We start from the raw sequence: 22387 nt of genomic DNA, 5'->3' as shown, positions 1-22387 counted from the left end.
GTCGCCCGAGACTGGGCGTAAAGGAGAGGGAATAACTGACCTGCATCAATAGATGCGGGGTGTTTCAACGCTTTTTCGGTTTGTTTTTCGGCTTCTTCTTCGCTTTACCCAACGGCATGGCCTGCTCGAACGCCTGGCGTACTTCGTTCAGGCGCTTTTCATTAAGGTCATGAACCCGCTTGGCGCGCTCGGTGTTGAGGTCGATCAGCTTGTCGTCTTGGCTCATGGTGCTCAGTGCATCGCTTGGAATGAAATTCAGTTGCCGTATCTGCAGGCAGGGATGTGCCAATAATGCGGCCTGATGGCAGCCCTGACCAGTCGTGAACTCAAATCTGGATGTCGACCCACAAACCCTGCCGTGGCTGATCGTCCATCAAGGGTGCCACTGGCACGGTATTGTCAGCGTTGAGCTCGTCACCAGGAGTTGCCAGGTGTTCTTCAGGATCTTCATCGGCTTCGCGGCGCCGCCGTTGCTGTTCCTGCTTGCGGCGCTGTTCCTCGCGCAGCTGAAACGCCGCCTCTTGCGGATTGCGCTGCTGCAGGTCGATGGTGCTTTCGCTGGAGCTTTTCTGCACCGGCACCACGGGGGGAATATCCGGCCGCTGACGAATCGGATCCTGCTGTGAGGTGATTGGCACGGCACTCAAAGGGAGCATCGGTGGCAGCATAATTATTAGTCTCCTGTCAGCAGGCTGTCGGCTGCGGGGATGGCGACTTGAGCCATCGGTCGCAAACTGTGACCCGTTTGGCACGAATAGGTGCCCCGACCTGCAAGCGCTGCATCGCTGGACTAACGTAAGACTGCGAGTTTTTATGAGAGTCCTTTGGCTCTGAAGCCCTCATTCCGTTAAGATAGCCCGCTTTTTCAAGGTGGGAGTCAGGCAGCATGGCGCAGCAGTATCAACCGGGGCAACGCTGGATCAGTGACAGCGAAGCCGAGCTGGGTTTAGGCACCGTTCTGGCACAGGACGGCCGCTTGTTGACCGTGCTCTACCCGGCCACTGGCGAGACTCGCCAGTACGCGCTACGGAATGCGCCCCTCACCCGCGTGCGGTTTTCGCCGGGTGACTCGATCACTCACTTCGAAGGCTGGAAGCTGACCGTTCAAGAAGTCGACGACGTCGACGGACTGCTGGTTTACCACGGCCTCAACGGGCAGAACGAAGTGGTTACCCTGCCGGAAACCCAACTGTCGAACTTCATTCAGTTCCGCCTGGCCAGCGATCGTTTGTTCGCCGGGCAGATCGACCCGCTGGCCTGGTTCTCTCTGCGATACAACACCCTGGAACACACCAGTCGCCAGCTGCAGTCCGCACTTTGGGGCCTCGGCGGTGTGCGTGCGCAACCGATCGCGCACCAACTGCATATCGCCCGTGAAGTCGCCGACCGCATTGCGCCGCGGGTGTTGCTGGCAGACGAAGTGGGTCTGGGTAAAACCATCGAAGCCGGTCTGGTGATCCATCGCCAACTGCTTTCGGGCCGAGCCAACCGCGTGCTGATCCTGGTTCCGGAGAACCTGCAGCACCAGTGGCTGGTCGAGATGCGCCGCCGCTTCAACCTGCAAGTCGCGCTGTTCGACGAAGAGCGCTTCATCGAAAGCGACGCCGCCAACCCGTTCGAAGACACCCAGCTCGCGCTGGTTGCACTCGAGTGGCTGGTGGACGACGAGAAGGCCCAGGACGCACTGTTCGCCGCTGGTTGGGACCTGATGGTCGTCGACGAAGCGCACCACCTGGTGTGGCACGAAGACAAGGCCAGCCCGGAATACTCGTTGGTTGAACAACTGGCCGAAGTCATTCCCGGTGTTTTGCTGCTGACCGCGACCCCGGAACAATTGGGCCAGGACAGCCACTTTGCGCGTCTGCGCCTGCTCGACCCGAACCGTTTCCACGACCTGCACGCGTTCCGTGCCGAGAGCGAAAACTATCGCCCGGTGGCCGAAGCCGTTCAGGAGTTGCTGGACAAGGGGCGCCTGTCGCCTGAAGCGCACAAGACCATTCACGGTTTCCTCGGCAACGAAGGCGAAGCCTTGTTGACTGCGGTCAATGATGGCGACACCGAAGCCAGCGCCCGTCTGGTCCGCGAACTGCTCGACCGCCACGGCACTGGCCGCGTGCTGTTTCGCAACACCCGCGCCGCCGTGCAGGGTTTTCCGGAGCGCAAGCTGCATCCGTACCCGCTGCCATGCCCCGACGAATACCTCGAACTGCCGCTGGGCGATCACGCCGAGCTGTACCCGGAAGTCAGCTTCCAGGCCCAGCCGGACGCCAACGAAGAAGAACGCTGGTGGAAATTCGACCCCCGCGTCGAATGGCTGATCGATCAGCTGAAGATGCTCAAACGCACCAAAGTGCTGGTGATCTGCGCCCACGCTGAAACCGCCATGGACCTGGAAGACGCCCTGCGCGTGCGTTCCGGCATCCCGGCCACGGTCTTCCACGAAGGCATGAACATCCTCGAGCGTGACCGCGCCGCCGCTTACTTCGCCGACGAAGAATTTGGCGCGCAAGTGTTGATCTGCTCGGAAATAGGCAGTGAAGGTCGTAACTTCCAGTTCTCGCACCACTTGGTGCTGTTCGATCTGCCCGCGCACCCCGACCTGCTGGAGCAGCGGATCGGTCGTCTGGACCGGATCGGCCAGAAGCACATCATCGAACTGCACGTGCCGTACCTGGAAACCAGTCCGCAAGCGCGTCTGTTCCAGTGGTACCACGAAGCACTGAACGCGTTCCTCAATACCTGCCCGACCGGCAACGCCCTGCAGCATCGGTTCGGCCCGCGCCTGCTGCCGCTGCTGGAAAATGCCGACGACGGCGAGTGGCAAGCACTGATCGACGAAGCCCGCGCCGACCGCGAACACCTGGAAGCCGAGCTACACACCGGCCGCGACCGTTTGCTGGAACTCAATTCCGGCGGCACTGGTGAAGGCGACGCACTGGTCGAGGACATCCTTGAGCAAGACGACCAGTTCGCTCTGCCGATCTACATGGAAACTCTGTTTGACGCGTTCGGCATCGACAGTGAAGACCATTCAGAAAACGCGCTGATCCTCAAACCGAGCGAAAAAATGCTCGACGCCAGCTTCCCGCTGGGCGACGACGAAGGCGTGACTATCACTTACGACCGCAACCAGGCGCTGTCTCGCGAAGACATGCAGTTCATTACCTGGGAACACCCGATGGTTCAGGGCGGCATGGACCTGGTCTTGTCCGGCTCCATGGGCAACACCGCCGTGGCGCTGATCAAGAACAAGGCGCTGAAACCTGGCACCGTGTTGCTCGAACTGCTCTACGTCAGCGAAGTGGTTGCCCCGCGCTCGCTGCAACTGGGCCGTTACCTGCCACCGGCCGCCCTGCGCTGCCTGCTCGATGCCAATGGCAACGACCTGTCGGCCCGTGTGTCGTTCGAAACCCTTAACGATCAGCTGGAAAGCGTGCCGCGTGCCAGCGCCAACAAGTTCATCCAGGCCCAGCGCGATCATCTGACGCCACGGATCAACGCCGGTGAAGAGAAGATCTTCCCGCGTCACGCTGAACGTGTGGCAGAGGCGCAACGTCGCCTCGCGGCTGATACCGATGAAGAACTGGCGCGTCTGACCGCGTTGCAAGCGGTCAACCCGACCGTGCGTGACAGCGAACTGGTTGCCCTGCGCAAGCAACGCGAGCAAGGCCTGGCCATGCTCGACAAGGCTGCGCTGCGACTGGAAGCGATTCGGGTGTTGGTGGCGGGATAACCCCTCCTCTACACCGCTAAAACAAAGAAGGCCCGCAGCGATGCGGGCCTTTTTTTATCCACTCGCCAGAAGGATCATTACGCAGTGACCGCCGGGGTCTGCGGTTCAACCACCGCCACCAACCCTTCCTTCATCCGCGTGGCATCGCGCACAAAACACCGTGAAGCCAGGAACAGAAATACCATGGTGAAAAACAGCGCCACCGGGATCAAATACATCGCGTCATGCAAGCCGACAGCCTTGAACGCCTCGCTCATCTGTTCAGCACCGGCCGAGAGCATCGCCGTATGCGCAAAGTGGTCGGACAATGCGCCCACTACCACCGGCCCCAAACCACCACCCAGCAGATACAACCCGGCGAAGAACAACGCCATGGCCGTAGCCCGCAAGCGCGGCTCGACTACGTCCTGAATGGCGGTGTAAACGCAGGTGTAGAAGTTGTAGGCAAACAACCAGCCCACACTGAACACCGCCACAAACACCCCGATCTCGATCCGCCCGGAATGCAGCGCCCAAGCCGTACACACTGTCGAGATGATCAAGCTGAACGCCGCGAACAGCAGCCGCCCATTGGCCACCCGCTGGTGAATTTTGTCGGCCACCCAACCGCCCAGTGTCAGGCCGAACAACCCGGTTACGCCGACGATCACCCCGGTCGCCACCGCGGCTTCCTGCAATGGCATCAGGAAATAACGCTGCAGCATCGGCACCAGAAACGAGTTGCAGGCATACGTGGCAAAGTTGAAACACAGCCCTGCCATCACCAGCCACAGGAAGGTCGGCACCTCCAGCACTCGACGGATCGGCCGGTCTACGCGCTCCTGGGACACCTGCACGCTTTCCGCGGCACCGCGTTTGGGTTCTTTGATGAAGAACATGAAGATCGCCAGGATCAGCCCCGGCACTGCGGCGATAAAGAACGGCGCGCGCCAGCTGTCGAAGGCCTTGACCATCGCGCCGATGGTGAAGAACGCCAGGAGCAGGCCCAACGGTAGCCCCAGCATGAAGATACCCATCGCCCGGGCCCGGCGGTGGGCCGGGAACAGCTCGCCGATCAGCGAGTTGGCGGCCGGCGCATAACTGGCTTCACCGATGCCGATGCCCATGCGCACGATCAGGAAAGCCCAGAAACTCCCCACCAGTCCGTTGACCGCTGTCAGCCCGCTCCACGCCGCCAGGCCCCAGCCCATCAATTTGCTGCGTGACCCAGTATCGGCCATCCGCCCCAGAGGCAGGCCGGCAATGGCATAAACGAGGGTGAATGCGGTACCGATGATCCCCAGCTGAAAGTCGCTGAGGTGCCATTCCATGCGGATCGGCTCGATGATGATGGCCGGAATGGTGCGGTCGAAGAAGTTGAACAGATTGGCCAGGAACAGCAGGAACAGAATGCGCCAGGCATTCGCCGCTTGGGTCGAGTTCTGCATGGGTCCGTCTCTTTTATTGTTATTGGGGCTTCACTGCCAGCGCATCCGAGCCCGGAGCCTGCAATCTAGTCAGGCCTGCCCGAGCTGTCTGTCATTATTTGTAAAGCTGATATCCGCCCATGGAGGATGTCGCAGCTGATACAGCATCTATTTCCAAACGCTCTAAAGCTCATTCCAAAATGGTTAGGTCCAATTTGCCACTATCGTTTGCACTCTAAACATGCCTTCTATACTCCAAAGCATTCGCCAGCGTTCATGGCGCCAGCCAGGATGACAACGGGGCATGCTATGGAGTGGCTTGGTTTGCATTTCATTACCGAGCTGACGGCGAACGGCCAGGTAATACTCAACTGCACACATGACCCTTTTCTGATACTGCTGGCTTATTTGGTCGCCTGTGTCGGCAGCTTTGCCACATTGGACATGGCCGAACGGGTCGGTCACGTGGAAAAACCCACCTCGCAGCGGCTCTGGCGCTGGATCGGCGCCAGTTGCCTGGCGGGCGGGATCTGGGCCATGCACTTCATTGGCATCCTGGCGTTTCAGGCGCCGATCGACATTCAATATGAATTACCCATCACTCTCCTTTCTCTGTTGATCGCGCTGCTCGCCTCGTGGCTGGCCATGCATGCTCTCAGTCATCCTCGCCTGAGTTTTTGGCAATATCTCCAGGCTTCAATCTGCATTGGCCTGGGCATCGCTACCATGCATTACGTGGGCATGACCGCCATGCGGTCGAGTGCGATGGCCTATTACCAGCCCACGCTATTCGCCCTCTCCATTGTGATCGCCATCGGTGCCTGCCTTGCAGCCCTGCTGATATCCAGTCATCTGCGCGACGGCACCGGTCTGTTCCATCAACTGCTCAAATACAGCGCCAGCCTGGTGCTCGGGGCAGGCATCATCAGCATGCACGTCACCGGCATGGCCGCCTTCAACCTGGTGCTGCCCGTCGACAGCGTCCAGCCGCTGCCCAGTGAAAATAATCATCTACAACTGGGTCTGACGGTGGCGGTCATGACGCTGCTGATCATCGGCAGCAGCCTCAGCGCGGCGCTGGCAGACAAGAAGCTGCAAAACAAGGAGCGCGACCTGCAACGGGTCAACGCGCTGCTCAGTCAACTGGACCAAGCGAGGATGTCGTTACAACAGGTGGCGCACTATGACCCCCTGACCAACCTGATCAACCGCCGTGGCTTCAACCAGATCTTCGCCGAGAAGCTCATGGAGAAAACCAACGAAGGAGGCATGCTGGCGGTGCTGTTCCTGGACATCGACCATTTCAAGCGGATCAACGACAGCCTCGGCCATGATGCCGGCGACGAACTGCTCAAAGTCCTGGCCAACCACATAAAGTGTTCGGTGCGCAGCCACGAAGATGTGGTTGCGCGCTTCGGAGGCGACGAATTTTGCATCCTCATCGGCCTGCATGATCGTGATGAAGCGCGGCACATGGCCCAGCGCATCATGGCGAAAATGAAGGAGCCCATCGAGCTGTCAGGGCGGCGCATGGTCATGACCACCAGCATCGGCATCAGCGTGTTTCCGGACGATGGCAAGACCTGTGAAGAATTGCTGAAAAACGCTGACCTGGCGCTGTATCAGTCCAAGGACACCGGGCGCAATGGCCTGAATTTCTTCAGCGAAGACCTGAAAACCCGCGCGACGCTGGAGCTGCAACTGGAGGAAGAACTGCGCCACGCCCTGCGCGAAAACACCGGATTGATGCTCTATTACCAACCGATCTACGACCTGAAAACCGCTCAGGTCAGCAAACTTGAAGCGCTGGTCCGCTGGCAACATCCGGTTCACGGACTGCTGGCACCGGACAGGTTCATTGCCATCGCCGAGGCCAACGGCCTGATCGCCGAACTGGACAACTGGGTTCTGCGCAAAGCCTGTGAGGATCTGGGCGAGTTGTCGCGCCAGGGTTGCGAAGCACTCCACATCGCCGTGAACTGCTCGCCCCTGAACCTGGCGCGCGAAGAGTTGGCCGATGAAATCGAACACGCGCTGCGGGTCGCCGGAGTGGCGCCGCAGCGGCTGGAACTGGAAGTAACCGAGAATGCACTGATGGGCAACATCGCCGATACGCTGGTGTTGCTGCGCCAGATTCGTGCCCTCGGCGTGTCGCTGTCGATTGATGACTTCGGCACCGGTTACTCATCACTGGCCTATCTCAAACGGCTGCCACTCAACACACTGAAGATCGACCGCTCGTTCATCCTGGACATTCCCAAGGCCACCCAGGACATGGAAATCGTTCAAGCAATCATCGTCATGGCCCACACGCTGCATTTGCAGGTGGTCACCGAAGGCGTCGAAACCCTTGAGCAATACGAGTTTCTGGAGCGTAACGGCTGCGACTTCGTGCAGGGCTACCTGCTCAGTCGTCCGGTACCGCTGGCGGAATTGCGTCCCGTACTGAGCGAAATCAACCAGCGCAAGCACCCACACACTGTCAGCCCTTTGAGTCTGGCTCGCGGTACAACTGCACGAGCGTCGACGGATCTTTTTCCAGGAATCCCTGGCTCCCATGCAGTCGCATCAGTTGGGCGGCCAGTCCACTGATCGGCGTGGCCGAGCCTTGCTCACGGGAAAACTTCACCGCAGTGTCGAGGTCCTTGAGCAGCGTGCGCACATGCCATTTCACCGGTTTGAAACGGCTTTCGGCCATTTGGGGACCCAGCAGCTGCAATGGCTTTGAATCGGCGAATCCGCCGGCCAGCGCCTCGGCGATCAGACGGGCATCGACCCCGGAACGCTCGGCCAACGCCACGACTTCAGCGATCACCAGCGTGTTGCAGGCGACGATCATCTGATTGCAAGCCTTGGTCACCTGCCCGGCACCGATTGCGCCCATGTGAGTCACACGCTGGCCAAGGCTCAACAGAACAGGTCGGACTTGTTCGAGGTTCTGCGCTTCACCACCCACCATGATCGCCAGGCTGCCAGTCTCGGCGCCGACCACTCCGCCGGACACCGGTGCATCCAGCCAGTCCATGCCGGTTTGCCTGACCAGCGCCGTCGCCATTTCCCGTGTTGCGGTAGGTTCCAGGCTGGAAAAATCCACCAGCAGTTGACCCCTTTTCGCACCTTGCGCAATCCCTACCGCGCCAAAAACCACCTCACGAACCACCGACGTGTCCGCCAGACACAACATCACGACGTCGGCGTACTGACACAACTCAGCGGGCGTGGCGACTTGTCGTGCACCGGCCTCGACCAGTGGTGAGCACTTGGCTGGATTGCGGTTCCACACCGTCAGCGGATAACCGGCGGCCAACAGGCGCTGGCACATCGGCAAGCCCATCAGGCCGACCCCGGCAAACCCAAGCGAAGGTAACGATGCCATCATTTGGCCTCCCTTTGATTAAAGATTGGCGAATATTGGCCGATTCACCATGACTTAGGAAAGGATTCCCCCGAGTGATGCTCAGGCCAAGGCCCTGACGCTTGGGCCAAATACGCGCTGAAAAACGACGCGAGATCCCATCCGTGATGGTTCGACAACATCGTGTCGCGCCACCAACCAGCCCAGGTACATGGCGCACAATGACTTCTAAAAATAATCCGGCCACTGCGACATCCGATCTGACGTTGAGCCCCGCGGCAAACAGCCCCGCACCGTCGAAGCCATTGACGCCATCGCGCCCGCTGGCAACTCAGCAATACCTGTACTTCACCGAAACCAATACCGACCGCATCCTCGATAACCTCGATGGCCTGCGCGACATGGTGTTCCCGCGCCCAACGCACCTGGAAGGCGACAGTGAACATCACAGCGATCAGGAATTCCCGTCGGTATGCCTGATCGGCCTGGGCCGCTGCGGTTCGAACATCGCGCTGGACGTCGCGGAGCTGGTGTACAACGCCCGCAAGTTCTACCTCAACGAATTCAATAACGAAGATCGCCTGTCGCCGGACAAGCGCTTCGCGGAAAAGGGCTACAGCCCGGCACAGTGGATTCGCAATAACCTGCGCCTGGGGCCGAACAAGGCCACTAAACCGGTGTTCCTGGTAGAACCGTTGGTCATGCTCGGCGACCTGGACAAAGACATCGCCGGCCGCATCCGTTTCTCGCGCAAGGGCGAAAAAAGCGGTTTTCTGCGCGACTACAGCAAAATGAAAATCATGGACTTGTCGGAAGTCCACGCCGGTGGCGCCGGTAACGCGCCGATCCTCGGTCAGTACCTGGCCAAGATCATCCTGAACAAGGACACCCAGCGTTTCTCCAGCCCTGACTGGAAGATGATTCATTCGTACCTGATCGATAGTTGCGGGATCAAGGCCAACCAGTCGCGCCTGTACTTCTCGATTTTCAGCGCCGGTGGCGGTACCGGTTCGGGCATGGCCTCGGAATTCGGCCTGGCCCAGCAGCACTCGTACATGAACAAGACGTTCGACACCAAGCCGATGGACGAGCACGACGGCAAGAGCGGTCATTCCTTCGTCTTCGAGCCGATCTTCACCAGCGGCATTTGCGTACTGCCGAACATTTCCGATCACCGCAGCGAAATGTCCGAGGCGCTGCACATCAACGCCGGTCGTCTGCTGTGTAAATACCTGTCGGAAGAGTGGGACTTCTCCTACAACTTCGCCAACGAAGACAGCAGCGAAGCCAGTGTCATGGGTCGTATCCGCCCATGGAACGCCATGATGCTGATCTCCAACGACATCATGCGTTACGCCGAAGAAAGCGATGACGGCAACATCCAGAACATCGACGTCAACGCGATGGAAAAACATGCTAACCAGTACATCTCACAGCAAATCTTCAACATTCTGACGGCGCAGGCGGTGACCACCGACTACGACCAGAACTATTTCCGCCGCGCAGGCATCGACATTGGCGAAACCATTCGCCTCGACGCCAACGACCTGTTCATGAGCCTGGCCGGCCCCGTAGCAATTGCCTACGCCGAGTCCGTGGTGCCGGAAACCCCGCCGCCAAGCAACGACAAATTCAAGGTGTTCGAGAAAGAACCGCAGCGCCTGAACATCGACGACCTGTTCTTTCGCTCCATCGACTTGCCGCACTTCAACAAAGTGACCCAGGCAATCGAAGGCATCAGCCTGTTACCGATCGAATCCAAGCGCTATCGCGCTTCACTGGAGCAGTACAAGAATTCCGGTTACGACGCGGCCGCTTTGCACGACCTGCACTTCTTCAAAAACTGCTCGTCGGTGGTCTCGATTGTTTCGTTGCCGAAGGACTACAAGCTGTCCTACATGGACCTGAACCGGTTGAAGACCCACCTCAACAGTCTGTTCCCGAACACCACGCTCAAGCGTTATGCGCTGGTCATCGGCGCCTCGGCCAACCTGTCGCTGACCACCTTGATCGCCAAGAGCCCGTGCCTGTCGGACGATTTCCTGACGCTGATCGTGGCCTTCATCAAGCGTTGCTTTGCCAAAAACCCGTACCGCTTTGACGAGACTCTGGATAACTCGATCCTGGACTTCATCATTAATGAAGAATTCGACGAAGACCGTATCGACGAGTTGCTGAATGAGTTCGAAAACCCGGCGAAGATCCTCGACACCAACTGGTACGCGATCAAGCCGATGTACGAGAAGAAGTACCGCGAACTGATCAACGACAAAGACAAGTTCATCTCAATCAATGACATTCGTCTGTCCCGGGATTGCGTGAAGAAGGCGATCAAGTACTTGCGCGAGATTTATCGTCACCGGATTGGCAAGACCAAGGTTATTTCGCTGAACAACCATACCGGCAAAAGCTTCTAAGGCCGGATGTGATCGTCCCCACGCAGAGCGCGGGACGATCACATTCAGAAACAATTAAGCAGCCATCGGGCTGCTCATTAAACTGTTCCCGTTACGCGCACGTCACCCTCGTCAAGACCCTTCTGTGGCCTTTCTCTACGGCAACATGCCATCACGCTACTCGGCTACCCACTTTTGCCCGACAACAACGCGCACCAATAAAGTGCGCGCTGTCAGCTCGTCGCCCTTTCCTGGATCAGAATCCACGGCGAAACGACCACTGCCCACAGCTCCGGATCACGTTCAAAAAGATCCAGCGCCCGCGTTTCAGACAGCTTGGCGACCTTGTCGGCGGCCAGCCAGGCAGCCACCTTCTCGCCTTCATCGGTCGCGACTGCCTGCGCTGCAGCAATCAAATCCAGGCCGGGGTCGACCCACAATAGGGCACCCTTGGCGAAGAACGGCTCAAGCTCCTTCCAGGTAATAGATGCGGTTTCACCAAGCAGCTTGGCATAGAGGGTGCTAGGTTCTTGAGTCATGGGCCCTGTCCGGAAAAGAAATCGACGTAATCATAACGTTGGTGGTCTGGCAGAAAAACCCGGATGCAATTGAGTTACCGATTGAAAACAGCAGGAAAGCCAAGGATTGCTGATACTTCAGCTATTACCCCCGCCGCCATTCTGTCTTTTTCTTTCAATAAAGCGACATCCTCAGGTTTTGCCCCCTTGCGCCAGCTTCCCAGGCTAACAACTGGCGCTCTACACTGTACCGGTACAGTTGCCGGGGGCATTTTCCGGAGGATATCGAAGATATCTGACCCGGTTCTGCTGCTACGGCGCCAGGACTATAAAAACTACAACAGTAAGAGTGGAGCACTATGACTAAGGCTACTAAGCAGATTTCCAAACTGTTTGCCGCTATGGTTCTGGCCGGGGTTGCCAGCCATTCGTTCGCAGCTGACACCATCAAGATCGGCATCGCCGGCCCTAAAACCGGCCCTGTAGCCCAATACGGCGACATGCAGTTCAGTGGCGCTAAAATGGCCATCGAACAGATCAACGCCAAAGGCGGCGTAGACGGCAAGAAACTCGAAGCCGTTGAATACGATGACGCCTGTGATCCAAAACAAGCGGTAGCGGTCGCCAACAAAGTCGTCAACGACGGCGTCAAGTTCGTGGTCGGCCACCTGTGCTCCAGCTCCACTCAACCGGCTTCGGACATTTACGAAGACGAAGGCGTGATCATGATCACCCCGGCTGCCACCAGCCCGGAAATCACTTCCCGTGGTTACAAAATGGTGTTCCGCACCATCGGTCTGGACAGCGCCCAGGGCCCTGCCGCCGGTAACTACATTGCCGACTTCGTAAAACCGAAAGTCGTTGCTGTTCTGCACGACAAACAGCAATACGGTGAAGGCATCGCCACCGCCGTGAAAAAAACCCTGGAAAGCAAAAACGTCAAGGTTGCCGTGTTCGAAGGCATCAACGCCGGCGACAAAGACTTCTCTTCGATGATCTCCAAGCTCAAGCAAGCCAACGTCGACTTCGTCTACTACGGCGGCTACCACCCAGAGCTGGGTCTGATCCTGCGTCAATCCGAGGAAAAAGGCCTGAAAGCCAAGTTCATGGGGCCGGAAGGCGTGGGTAACGACTCCATTTCGCAGATCGCCAAAGACGCTTCCGAAGGTCTGCTGGTGACCCTGCCGAAATCCTTCGACCAGGATCCGGCCAACATCGCCCTGGCTGATGCGTTCAAAGCGAAGAAAGAAGACCCGAGCGGTCCGTTCGTGTTCCCGTCCTACTCGGCTGTGGAAGTGATCGCCGAAGGTATCAAGGCTGCCAAGTCCGAAGACACTGCCAAGGTGGCCGCTGCCATCCACGCAGGCACCTTCAAAACTCCGACCGGCGACCTGAGCTTCGATGACAAGGGCGACCTGAAAGACTTCAAATTTGTGGTTTACGAGTGGCACTTCGGCAAACCTAAAACTGAAGCCAAGCCTCAGTAAGGCGTTGCCTGACTGACTGCCAATAAAGCCCACGGCGTGCCGTGGGCTTTATTTTACGAACGTATTGGGCCGCGCTGGCGTGATCCGCCAGTCTCCCCACCTGAAAATCTCAAAACCGTCATCAGCGGTTCGCTGGCAAACCTCGCGTTCGAAGTGGATGCAGATCCACGGGGCTCGAGCGGGAAAATGACTCCACCAGTGAAATGCGTATCAGGTTTTTAGGAGCGCTGTAATGCCTGACATCTATCACTTTTTCCAACAGCTGGTTAATGGTCTGACCATTGGCAGCACGTATGCCCTGATCGCCATCGGATATACGATGGTTTACGGCATCATTGGAATGATCAACTTCGCCCACGGCGAGGTGTACATGATTGGTTCCTACGTGGCGTTCATCGCCATTGCGGGCCTGTCCATGATGGGACTCGACAGTGTTCCGCTGTTGATGACCGCCGCTTTTCTCGCGACTATCGTCGTGACCAGCGCCTACGGTTACAGCATCGAACGGATCGCCTACCGCCCCTTGCGCGGCAGCAACCGTCTGATCCCCCTGATTTCCGCCATCGGCATGTCGATCTTCCTGCAGAACACGGTTCTGCTGGCGCAAGACTCCAAGGACAAATCCATCCCCAACCTGATTCCCGGCAACATTGTTTTCGGGCCAGGTGGCGCACATGAAGTGCTGATTTCCTACATGCAAATCGTGGTGTTCGTGGTGACGTTACTCGCCATGCTCGGCCTGACGCTGTTCATCTCCCGCTCTCGTCTGGGCCGCGCCTGCCGCGCCTGTGCCGAAGACATCAAGATGGCCAACCTCTTGGGTATCAACACCAACAACATTATCGCCCTGACCTTTGTCATCGGTGCCGCACTGGCAGCCATCGCGGCTGTGTTGCTGAGCATGCAATACGGCGTGATCAACCCGAACGCCGGTTTCCTGGTTGGCCTCAAAGCCTTCACCGCAGCGGTACTGGGTGGTATCGGCAGCATCCCCGGAGCCATGCTCGGCGGGATCGTGCTTGGGGTGGCGGAAGCCTTTGGTGCCGATATCTTCGGCGACCAGTACAAGGACGTCGTGGCGTTCGGCTTATTGGTTCTGGTGTTGTTGTTCCGGCCAACCGGCCTGTTGGGCCGTCCGGAGGTTGAAAAAGTATGACTAGGAATCTTAAACAGGCGTTGTTCAGCGCCTTGCTGGTGTGGGCCGTTGCCTACCCGGTACTCGGCCTGAAACTGACCATTGTCGGCATCAACCTCGAAGTCCATGGCACCAGCACTGCAACGCTGATCACCATCGCCGTGTGCTCGGTGCTGATGTTCCTGCGGGTGCTGTTCGACCAGCAAATCAGCTCGGTCTGGCGCTCCTCGCCAAACATGCCATTGATTCCGCCCAAGGCCAGTAAATTCCTGACCCTGCCCACCACCCAGCGCTGGATCATCATCGCGCTGATCGCCTGTGCTCTGGTCTGGCCGTTCTTCGGCTCCCGTGGGTCGGTGGACATTGCCACCTTGGTGCTGATCTACGTGATGCTCGGCCTCGGCCTGAACATCGTGGTCGGCCTGGCCGGTCTGCTCGACCTCGGTTACGTCGGCTTTTACGCCGTCGGTGCCTACAGTTATGCGCTGCTGTCGCACTACTACGGTCTGAGCTTCTGGATCTGCCTGCCGATTGCCGGTCTGATGGCGGCCACGTTCGGCTTCCTGCTCGGCTTCCCGGTCTTGCGTCTGCGCGGTGATTACCTGGCGATCGTGACGCTGGGCTTCGGTGAAATCATCCGTCTGTTCCTGCGTAACCTGACCGGCCTCACAGGTGGTCCGAACGGCATCAGTAACATCGAGAAACCGACGTTCTTTGGCCTGACCTTCGAACGTAAAGCCGCTGAAGGCATGCAGACGTTCCACGAGTACTTCGGACTGGAATACAGCTCGATCAACAAGGTGATTTTCCTCTACCTGGTCGCGCTGTTGCTGGCGCTGGCTGCGCTGTTCGTCATCAACCGCCTGCTGCGCATGCCCATCGGCCGTGCCTGGGAAGCGTTGCGTGAAGACGAAATTGCCTGCCGTGCACTGGGCCTGAATCCTACAGTGATCAAGTTGTCCGCCTTCACCCTGGGCGCCAGCTTCGCCGGTTTTGCAGGCAGCTTCTTTGCCGCCCGTCAGGGTCTGGTGACCCCCGAGTCCTTCACCTTCATCGAGTCGGCGATCATTCTCGCCATCGTCGTATTGGGTGGCATGGGCTCGCAGTTGGGTGTGATCCTCGCTGCCGTGGTGATGATCCTGCTGCCTGAAATGATGCGTGAGTTCAGTGAGTACCGCATGTTGATGTTCGGCGCCTTGATGGTGCTGATGATGATCTGGCGTCCTCAAGGCCTGCTGCCCATGCAACGTCCTCACATGGAGCTGCGCAAATGAGTCGCGAGATCCTTAAAGTCGAAAATCTGAGCATGCGTTTCGGCGGCTTGCTGGCGGTCAACGGCGTGGCCCTGACCGTGAAAGAAAAACAGGTGGTTGCGCTGATCGGCCCTAACGGCGCTGGCAAGACCACTGTGTTCAACTGCCTGACCGGTTTCTACAAGCCGAGCGGCGGCAGCATCCTGTTGGACGGCGAGGCGATCCAAGGCCTGCCCGGTCACAAGATTGCCCTCAAAGGCGTGGTGCGGACCTTCCAGAACGTGCGGCTGTTCAAGGACATGACGGCGGTCGAGAACCTCTTGATCGCACAGCACCGTCACTTGAACACCAATTTCCTGTCCGGCCTGTTCAAGACCCCGTCGTTCCGCAAGAGCGAACGCGAGGCCATGGAGTTCGCCGAGTATTGGCTGGAGAAGGTCAACCTCACGCAGTTCGCCAACCGTCCGGCCGGCACTCTGGCGTACGGCCAGCAACGTCGTCTGGAAATCGCTCGCTGCATGATGACCCGTCCACGGATCCTCATGCTCGACGAACCGGCTGCCGGCCTGAACCCGAAGGAAACCGAGGACCTGAAGGCGCTGATCAGCATGTTACGCGAAGAGCACAATGTCACCGTGCTGCTGATCGAACACGACATGAAACTGGTCATGAGCATTTCCGACCACATCGTCGTGATTAACCAGGGCACACCTCTGGCCGACGGCACGCCGGAACAGATCCGCGATAATCCTGAAGTGATCAAAGCCTACCTGGGGGAAGCGTAAATGCTGCAATTCGAAAACGTTTCCACCTTCTACGGCAAGATCCAGGCCCTGCACAGTGTCAACGTGGAAATCCGTCAGGGTGAAATCGTCACGCTGATCGGCGCCAACGGCGCGGGCAAATCGACCCTGCTGATGACGCTCTGCGGTTCGCCGCAGGCCCACAGCGGCAGCATCCGCTACATGGGTGAAGAGTTGGTGGGGCAAACCTCGGCGCAGATCATGCGCAAGAGCATCGCGGTGGTGCCAGAAGGGCGTCGGGTGTTTGCCCGACTGACCGTGGAAGAAAACCTCGCCATGGGCGGGTTCTTCACCGACAAGGGTGATTATCAGGAACAGATGGACAAGGTTCTCGAACTTTTCCCACGCCTGAAAGAGCGCTTTGCCCAACGCGGCGGCACCATGTCCGGTGGCGAACAGCAAATGCTCGCCATCGGCCGTGCGCTGATGAGCAAACCCAAGCTGTTGCTGCTCGACGAACCTTCGTTGGGCCTGGCACCGATCATCATCCAGCAGATCTTCGACATCATCGAACAGCTGCGCAAGGATGGTGTGACGGTGTTTTTGGTCGAGCAAAACGCCAACCAGGCGCTGAAAATTGCTGACCGTGCGTACGTTCTGGAGAACGGCCGGGTGGTGATGACAGGCACGGGTGAAGCGCTGCTGACTGATCCGAAAGTGCGTGAAGCGTACTTGGGTGGTTGAGTCTTTGCGGTAAACGAAAAACGGCCTTCGGGCCGTTTTTTCGTTCAACGACATTCATGTGTCAGCGCTGGAGTTGATCCTGCGCTTGAACCAGCCGATCAACTAGTCCACCAACACCTGTGGGCGCTTCGGTAAACCGCCCCGATGCGGGTGTCTGCGCGTCTGATGGTCACGCAGGAGCCAGCGCAAACGGCCGTCAGCCAATACCGCTTGCAGCAAGCAGGACGGCAACCGCGTAATGCCGGCGCAGGTCATTTCGTGCCAGGCGCTCGTCATTGCCCACCTCGGAGCGAACCGCGAGAGCAAACCCGTCGCGGGACAAATCACGCCAACTGTTGCTCAAGTCGATCTCAATCTGCACCTCAGGATATTTGCCCACGCCGGCTAAAGCCTTGTGATGAACGGTCAGGCTGAGTAACGTGGCGGCACTTGTCTGGAGACTCAAAGATGCGTGTTGCCCGTTCCTTAGTCCTTATTGCCCTGCTTCCGTTGTTCGCCGCTTGCCAATTGCTCGACGGCCCGCGTGAAAGTGCTTCCCACGTGGGCCAGACCCGTATGCAAGGCCAGTTGACGGCGGCCGACGGCAAGTTGTTGTTCCAGCCGTGCAATGAACAGCGCAGTTATGTGGTCAACGACACCGGCGGCACCAGTGTCCTGCAAGAGGCCGCGACCCTGGCCGATGCCCAGGGCAAGCTGTTTGCCGACGTGCGCGGCCGGATTGTTACCAGTGGTGCCGACAGCCGGCTCGATCTTGCGCAGTTGTACCGCGTCGAGCGCTCGGGCACCGCGTGCAACGATCCGAATTTCAAATTGCTTATCCTGCGCGCCGCCGGCCATGGGCCTGAGTGGAACGTGAAAGTCAGCGGCAAAGGCATGGTCATCGAGCGTGCCGGTCAGCCGCCATTGGCCGTGCCCTACGTTGAAGAGCAACTGGGCGATGGCCGCTTCAATCTCAGCACCGAAGTTAATAACCAGCACATCGAACTGTGGGTTGCACCGCAACGTTGCGTCGACAGCAGCACCGGCAGCGTCCAGCACATGAGCGCCGAACTGCGCGTCGACGGCCAGGTTCAGCGTGGCTGCGGGTATTTCGGCGGATCGCGTAACGACTGATCGTTTTAGCCTCACTGGAATCATTCTTTGAGGCTTATAATCGCGGGCTTCAAACGCCTTGGCGCAGTTGTGCGCCCCGCGAACCGGATCCTGTCATGTTACGAATCACCGAACTCAAGCTGCCGATCGACCATCCCGAAGAAGACCTGCGCCCCGCCATCGTGCAGCGCCTGGGCATCATCAGTGATGACCTGCTCGATTTCACCTTGTTCAAGCGCAGCTACGATGCGCGCAAAAAGTCCTCCGAACTGTGCTTCATCTACACCATCGACCTCAACGTTCGCGATGAGGCGGCGGTGCTGCATACGTTCGCCGATGACCGTAACGTCAACGTGGCGCCGGACGTCAGCTACAAAGCGGTCGGCCAGGCGCCGGCTGATCTTGAGCAACGTCCTGTCGTCGTGGGCTTCGGTCCGTGCGGGATTTTCGCCGGGCTGCTGCTCGCGCAAATGGGCTTCAAGCCGATCATCCTCGAGCGCGGCACCGAAGTGCGTCAGCGCACCAAGGACACTTGGGGTCTGTGGCGTAAAAGTGTGCTTAACCCGGAATCCAACGTGCAATTTGGTGAAGGTGGCGCGGGGACGTTCTCTGACGGCAAGCTTTACAGCCAGATCAAGGACCCGAAATTCATCGGACGCAAAGTCCTGCACGAGTTCGTCAAAGCGGGTGCACCGGAAGAAATTCTCTACGTCAGCAAACCGCACATCGGGACGTTTCGTCTGACCGGTGTTGTGGAGAACATGCGTGAGCAGATTCGTGCGCTGGGTGGCGAAGTGCGCTTCCAGCAGCGCGTTACCGACGTGTTGATCGAGGACGGGCAACTGGTCGGCGTCGAGCTCAATGGCGGCGAGCAGATCCATTCGAAACATGTGGTTCTGGCCCTCGGTCACAGCGCCCGGGACACCTTCCGCATGCTCCATGGCCGTGGCGTGTTCATGGAAGCCAAACCGTTCTCGGTGGGTTTCCGCATCGAACACCCGCAATCGCTGATCGACCGCGCGCGTTTGGGCAAGTACGCCGGTCACCCGAAACTCGGGGCTGCCGACTACAAACTGGTGCACCACGCCAGCAACGGACGTTCGGTCTACAGCTTCTGCATGTGCCCGGGCGGCACCGTGGTGGCGGCAACGTCCGAGCCGGGCCGCGTGGTCACCAACGGCATGAGCCAGTACTCGCGTAACGAGCGCAACGCCAACTCCGGGATCGTCGTCGGGATCACACCGGAAGTCGATTACCCGGGCGGCCCGCTGGCGGGTATCGAGCTGCAGGAGCGCCTGGAATCCCTCGCCTTTGTGCTGGGCGGCAGCAACTACGAAGCGCCAGCGCAACTGGTCGGCGACTTCATTGCCGGCAAGCCGTCCACCGAGTTGGGCAGCGTAGAACCTTCCTACAAACCTGGGGTTGCCTTGGGTGATTTGGCGCTGGCCTTGCCCGCGTTCGCCATCGAAGCCATCCGCGAAGCTTTACCCGCGTTCGAGAAGCAAATTCGCGGTTATTCGCTGCACGATGCGGTGTTGACCGGGATCGAGACGCGTACGTCGTCGCCGCTGCGGATTACCCGTAACGAGTCAATGCAGAGCCTGAACGTCAAAGGCTTGTTCCCGGCAGGTGAAGGCGCGGGTTATGCAGGCGGGATTCTGTCGGCGGGTGTTGACGGGATTCGGATTGCAGAAGCGGTCGCCCGCGACATCCTCGGCCTCGAAGCCTGACACTGAGACGATCGTTCCTACGCCATGTAGGAACGATCGTCCGATCAGATATTGGCGCGCAATACGCTGGCAGGAAGCGGCTCGCCGCGCTCGACACTCCCCGCTACCGCATCCATCAAACCGCTCAACTCATACCCCTGGGCCTTGAGCCAAGTCTGGTCGTAATAAGTGGTGGCATAACGCTCGCCGCCATCACACAGAATCGCCACGATGGACCCCGACTCCCCCGCCGCCGCCATCCGCTGGGCCGCCATCAAGGCCCCGATCAGGTTGGTCCCGCTCGACCCGCCAACCCGACGTCCCAAGCGCTGCGCCAGGTAATGCATGGCCGCCAGAGACAACGCGTCCGGCACTTTGACCATCGCATCGATCACTTTTGGCAGGAACGATGCTTCTACCCGAGGCCGGCCAATGCCTTCAATCCGCGAACCGCAATCCAGGCGCAGACTGGCGTCGCCCGTCTGGTAGTAGTCGAAGAACACCGAGCGCTCAGCATCGGCGCAGAGCACGCGGGTGCAGTGCTGGCGATAACGCACGTAACGGCCCAGCGTCGCGGTGGTACCGCCAGTGCCGGGGCTGGAGATCAGCCAACTCGGCTCGGGGTGCAACTCGAAGCGCATTTGCTGGAAGATCGATTCGGCGATGTTGTTGTTCGCCCGCCAGTCGGTAGCGCGCTCGGCATAGGTGAACTGGTCGATGAAATGCCCATCGTGTTCGCGAGCCAGCCGCTCGGATTCGGCGTAGATCTGGGTCGGATCGTCGACCAAGTGACTCTTGCCGCCGTAGAAAGCGATTTGCGCGATCTTCTCTTTGGAGGTGGTCGCCGGCATCACCGCAATGAACGGCAAGCCCAGCAAACCGGCGAAGTACGCCTCAGAAATCGCCGTCGAACCGCTGGACGCTTCAATCACCGGCGCACCGGGTTTGAGCCAACCGTTACACAACGCATACAGAAACAGCGAGCGCGCCAAGCGGTGCTTGAGGCTGCCGGTGGGATGGCTGGACTCATCCTTGAAATACAACTCGATGCCCGCAAAGCCCGGCAGCGGCAAGGGAATCAGGTGGGTGTCGGCGCTGCGCTGGAAGTCGGCTTCGATGATCCGGATGGCTTCGCGGGCCCACTGTCGGTTGTCGCTCATTTTGGTTTTCTCGTTGAGTCGGCCTTGTTGCAAGGCTCAGCTAACAAGCTTAGGAAAAAACCTACATCACGCACAGGTACAGCTCAGATTCAATACGCCCGACAACTGCTAGGCTCAGGTTCCTGCCGGTTGTTCACGCCATAACGGCATATAACAAAAAAGAATATAACTCTTGTTTTAACAACTAACGGTACGGGTTAGGGTGTACCACCTTTTGAATTCATCGATGGAGAGCGACCTTGCCTCTGCGCAGCACTTTCACGCGTTTCTTCCAGCTGGAAGCGGCCAGCGGACTGTTACTGATCGCCGCTGCTGCCCTGGCATTGATCATCAATAACTCTCCGCTGTCGTGGCTTTACAGCAGCTTTCTGGACACTCCGGTAGTGGCGCAGGTCGGCGCGCTGCAAATCGCCAAACCGGCGCTGCTGTGGATCAACGACGGCCTGATGGCCCTGTTCTTCCTGTTGATCGGGCTAGAAGTGAAGCGCGAAGTTCTTGACGGTCAACTGTCGAAACCGTCGCAAATCGTCCTGCCCGGCGCGGCGGCAATTGGCGGCATGGTGGTGCCGGCGCTGATCTACTGGTTTCTGAACCGTGATGACCCGGCAGCCCTGGGTGGCTGGGCCATCCCGATGGCTACCGACATCGCCTTCGCCCTCGGCGTACTGGCCCTGTTGGGTAAGCGGGTACCGGTGTCGCTGAAGCTTTTCCTGATGACTTTGGCGATTATTGACGACCTCGGCGCAATCATCGTCATTGCGATCTTCTACTCGGGCACGCTCTCGACCCTTTCGCTGGCTCTGGCGGCGACGTGCATCGTGGCACTGATCGCGATGAACCGACTCGGGGTGGTCAAGCTCGGGCCGTACATGATCATCGGTTTGATCCTCTGGGTCTGTGTGCTCAAGAGCGGTGTCCACGCGACACTGGCCGGCGTGACCCTGGCCTTCTGCATTCCGCTGCGCACGAAAAACGCCGAACCTTCGCCGTTGCTTAGCCTGGAACACGCCCTGCATCCGTGGGTGGCCTACGGCATCCTGCCGCTGTTCGCCTTCGCCAACGCCGGCCTGTCCCTGAGCGGCCTGACCGTCGAAAGCTTCACCCACCACGTACCGATGGGCATCGCGGCCGGCCTGCTGCTGGGCAAGACCCTCGGCGTCTTCAGCCTGACCTGGCTGGCCGTGAAAATTGGCATCGCCGCCCTGCCCCAAGGCGCCAATTGGGGCCAGGTGTTGGGCGTGGCAATCCTCTGCGGGATCGGTTTCACCATGAGTCTGTTTGTCGGCTCCCTGGCGTTTGAGCCGGGTGTCAGTGAATACGCCGGGATGGACCGGATGGGGGTTTTGACCGGTTCGATATTGGCGGCATTGATTGGTTATGCGGTAACGGCGGCGGCGAGTCGCAAGAACACCGCGTTGCCATCCTGATAATCAGAGACAACTCTTAGAGTCATTGAAGACTCGTCCTACAGCCACACTCAGCCACGTTCGTTAACGTCGCACCGCCCCTTTTTCAGGGGTTGTCGACGTACGAACGCAAGGAAGATCAGTGGCTGGCTGCGGATTCCACGACACTTGGACACTCAGCCCACGATCATTTGGACACTCGTTCCATGCTCACTTGGACACCTGATCCACGTCCACTTGGACAGGCAGT

17 protein-coding genes and 1 pseudogene are annotated in these 22387 nt (G+C 58.9%); 11 read left to right on the top strand and 7 right to left on the bottom strand.

The features are described 5' to 3' along the window. Positions 1-64: 64 nt before the first annotated feature. Entirely contained in the window at positions 65-226 is a 162-nt protein-coding gene (locus ACXPVS_RS23435) for a hypothetical protein (protein ID WP_007906621.1), read from the bottom strand. A gap of 100 nt (positions 227-326) precedes the next feature. After that, a complete protein-coding gene (locus ACXPVS_RS23430) occupies positions 327-668 on the bottom strand; it encodes an aspartate-semialdehyde dehydrogenase (RefSeq protein ID WP_458512019.1) in 342 nt (113 codons plus the stop codon). Positions 669-886: 218 nt separating this feature from the next. On the opposite strand from ACXPVS_RS23430, the gene rapA reads away from it, so the two are divergent. Continuing rightward, a complete protein-coding gene (gene rapA / locus ACXPVS_RS23425) occupies positions 887-3733 on the top strand; it encodes an RNA polymerase-associated protein RapA (RefSeq protein WP_458512018.1) in 2847 nt (948 codons plus the stop codon). 77 nt (positions 3734-3810) lie between these two features. Here rapA and ACXPVS_RS23420 read toward each other — a convergent pair whose 3' ends face one another. Then, positions 3811-5160 carry a spinster family MFS transporter gene (locus ACXPVS_RS23420; protein ID WP_458512017.1) on the bottom strand — a complete coding sequence of 450 codons (1350 nt, stop codon included), beginning with the start codon at positions 5158-5160 and terminating at the stop codon, positions 3811-3813. A gap of 288 nt (positions 5161-5448) precedes the next feature. Here ACXPVS_RS23420 and ACXPVS_RS23415 point away from each other — a divergent pair, with 288 nt between their 5' ends. Further along, positions 5449-7731, top strand: a complete 2283-nt coding sequence (locus ACXPVS_RS23415) for a putative bifunctional diguanylate cyclase/phosphodiesterase (RefSeq protein WP_458512016.1) — start codon at positions 5449-5451, stop codon at positions 7729-7731. Here ACXPVS_RS23415 and ACXPVS_RS23410 read toward each other — a convergent pair. Then, complete coding sequence (locus ACXPVS_RS23410) at positions 7622-8518, bottom strand: NAD(P)-dependent oxidoreductase (protein ID WP_458512015.1); 897 nt, start codon at positions 8516-8518, stop codon at positions 7622-7624. The two genes, ACXPVS_RS23415 and ACXPVS_RS23410, sit on opposite strands and share 110 nt — an antisense overlap. Before the next feature lie 197 nt (positions 8519-8715). On the opposite strand from ACXPVS_RS23410, the gene ACXPVS_RS23405 reads away from it, so the two are divergent. Further along, positions 8716-10911, top strand: coding sequence for a hypothetical protein (locus ACXPVS_RS23405; RefSeq protein ID WP_458512014.1), 2196 nt, complete (start codon positions 8716-8718; stop codon positions 10909-10911). A gap of 212 nt (positions 10912-11123) precedes the next feature. On the opposite strand, the gene ACXPVS_RS23400 is transcribed toward ACXPVS_RS23405, so the two are convergent. Beyond that, positions 11124-11429, bottom strand: coding sequence for a DUF2288 domain-containing protein (locus ACXPVS_RS23400; RefSeq protein WP_129441798.1), 306 nt, complete (start codon positions 11427-11429; stop codon positions 11124-11126). A 338-nt stretch (positions 11430-11767) separates the two neighbouring features. On the opposite strand from ACXPVS_RS23400, the gene ACXPVS_RS23395 reads away from it, so the two are divergent. From ACXPVS_RS23395 to ACXPVS_RS23375, 5 genes are all read left to right on the top strand, one after another. Further along, positions 11768-12895: a branched-chain amino acid ABC transporter substrate-binding protein gene (locus ACXPVS_RS23395; RefSeq protein ID WP_458512013.1), complete on the top strand. Its 1128-nt coding sequence runs from the start codon at positions 11768-11770 to the stop codon at positions 12893-12895. Between the two features lie 232 nt (positions 12896-13127). Further along, a complete protein-coding gene (gene livH, locus ACXPVS_RS23390) occupies positions 13128-14051 on the top strand; it encodes a high-affinity branched-chain amino acid ABC transporter permease LivH (protein ID WP_458512012.1) in 924 nt (307 codons plus the stop codon). Then, entirely contained in the window at positions 14048-15304 is a 1257-nt protein-coding gene (locus ACXPVS_RS23385) for a high-affinity branched-chain amino acid ABC transporter permease LivM (protein WP_458512011.1), read from the top strand. The genes livH and ACXPVS_RS23385 overlap by 4 nt, the downstream gene beginning before the upstream one ends. Beyond that, complete coding sequence (gene livG, locus ACXPVS_RS23380; RefSeq protein ID WP_458512010.1) at positions 15301-16068, top strand: high-affinity branched-chain amino acid ABC transporter ATP-binding protein LivG; 768 nt, start codon at positions 15301-15303, stop codon at positions 16066-16068. The genes ACXPVS_RS23385 and livG overlap by 4 nt, the downstream gene beginning before the upstream one ends. Continuing rightward, a complete protein-coding gene (locus ACXPVS_RS23375) occupies positions 16069-16770 on the top strand; it encodes an ABC transporter ATP-binding protein (RefSeq protein WP_458512009.1) in 702 nt (233 codons plus the stop codon). A gap of 102 nt (positions 16771-16872) precedes the next feature. Here the strand turns inward: ACXPVS_RS23375 and ACXPVS_RS23370 are convergent. Beyond that, positions 16873-17143: pseudogene (locus ACXPVS_RS23370) on the bottom strand (hypothetical protein); the annotation flags it as partial. 74 nt (positions 17144-17217) lie between these two features. On the opposite strand from ACXPVS_RS23370, the gene ACXPVS_RS23365 reads away from it, so the two are divergent. Both ACXPVS_RS23365 and ACXPVS_RS23360 read left to right on the top strand, forming a co-directional pair. Continuing rightward, entirely contained in the window at positions 17218-17883 is a 666-nt protein-coding gene (locus ACXPVS_RS23365) for a COG3650 family protein (protein WP_458512008.1), read from the top strand. 95 nt (positions 17884-17978) lie between these two features. Continuing rightward, positions 17979-19592 (top strand): NAD(P)/FAD-dependent oxidoreductase, encoded by a 1614-nt coding sequence (locus tag ACXPVS_RS23360; RefSeq protein WP_458512007.1) that lies wholly within the window; start codon positions 17979-17981, stop codon positions 19590-19592. 44 nt (positions 19593-19636) lie between these two features. Here ACXPVS_RS23360 and ACXPVS_RS23355 read toward each other — a convergent pair whose 3' ends face one another. Continuing rightward, the gene (locus ACXPVS_RS23355) at positions 19637-20731 is read right to left on the bottom strand and encodes a PLP-dependent cysteine synthase family protein (protein ID WP_458512006.1); all 1095 of its coding nucleotides are present in this window, start codon (positions 20729-20731) and stop codon (positions 19637-19639) included. A gap of 239 nt (positions 20732-20970) precedes the next feature. On the opposite strand from ACXPVS_RS23355, the gene nhaA reads away from it, so the two are divergent. Then, entirely contained in the window at positions 20971-22158 is a 1188-nt protein-coding gene (gene nhaA, locus ACXPVS_RS23350; RefSeq protein ID WP_458512005.1) for a Na+/H+ antiporter NhaA, read from the top strand. Positions 22159-22387 lie beyond the last annotated feature (229 nt).

Source organism: Pseudomonas sp. Ma2-10, assembly GCF_054330215.1.
The sequence above is the reverse complement of the archived record's forward strand: the minus strand, read 5'-3'. Positions and strand labels throughout refer to the sequence as shown.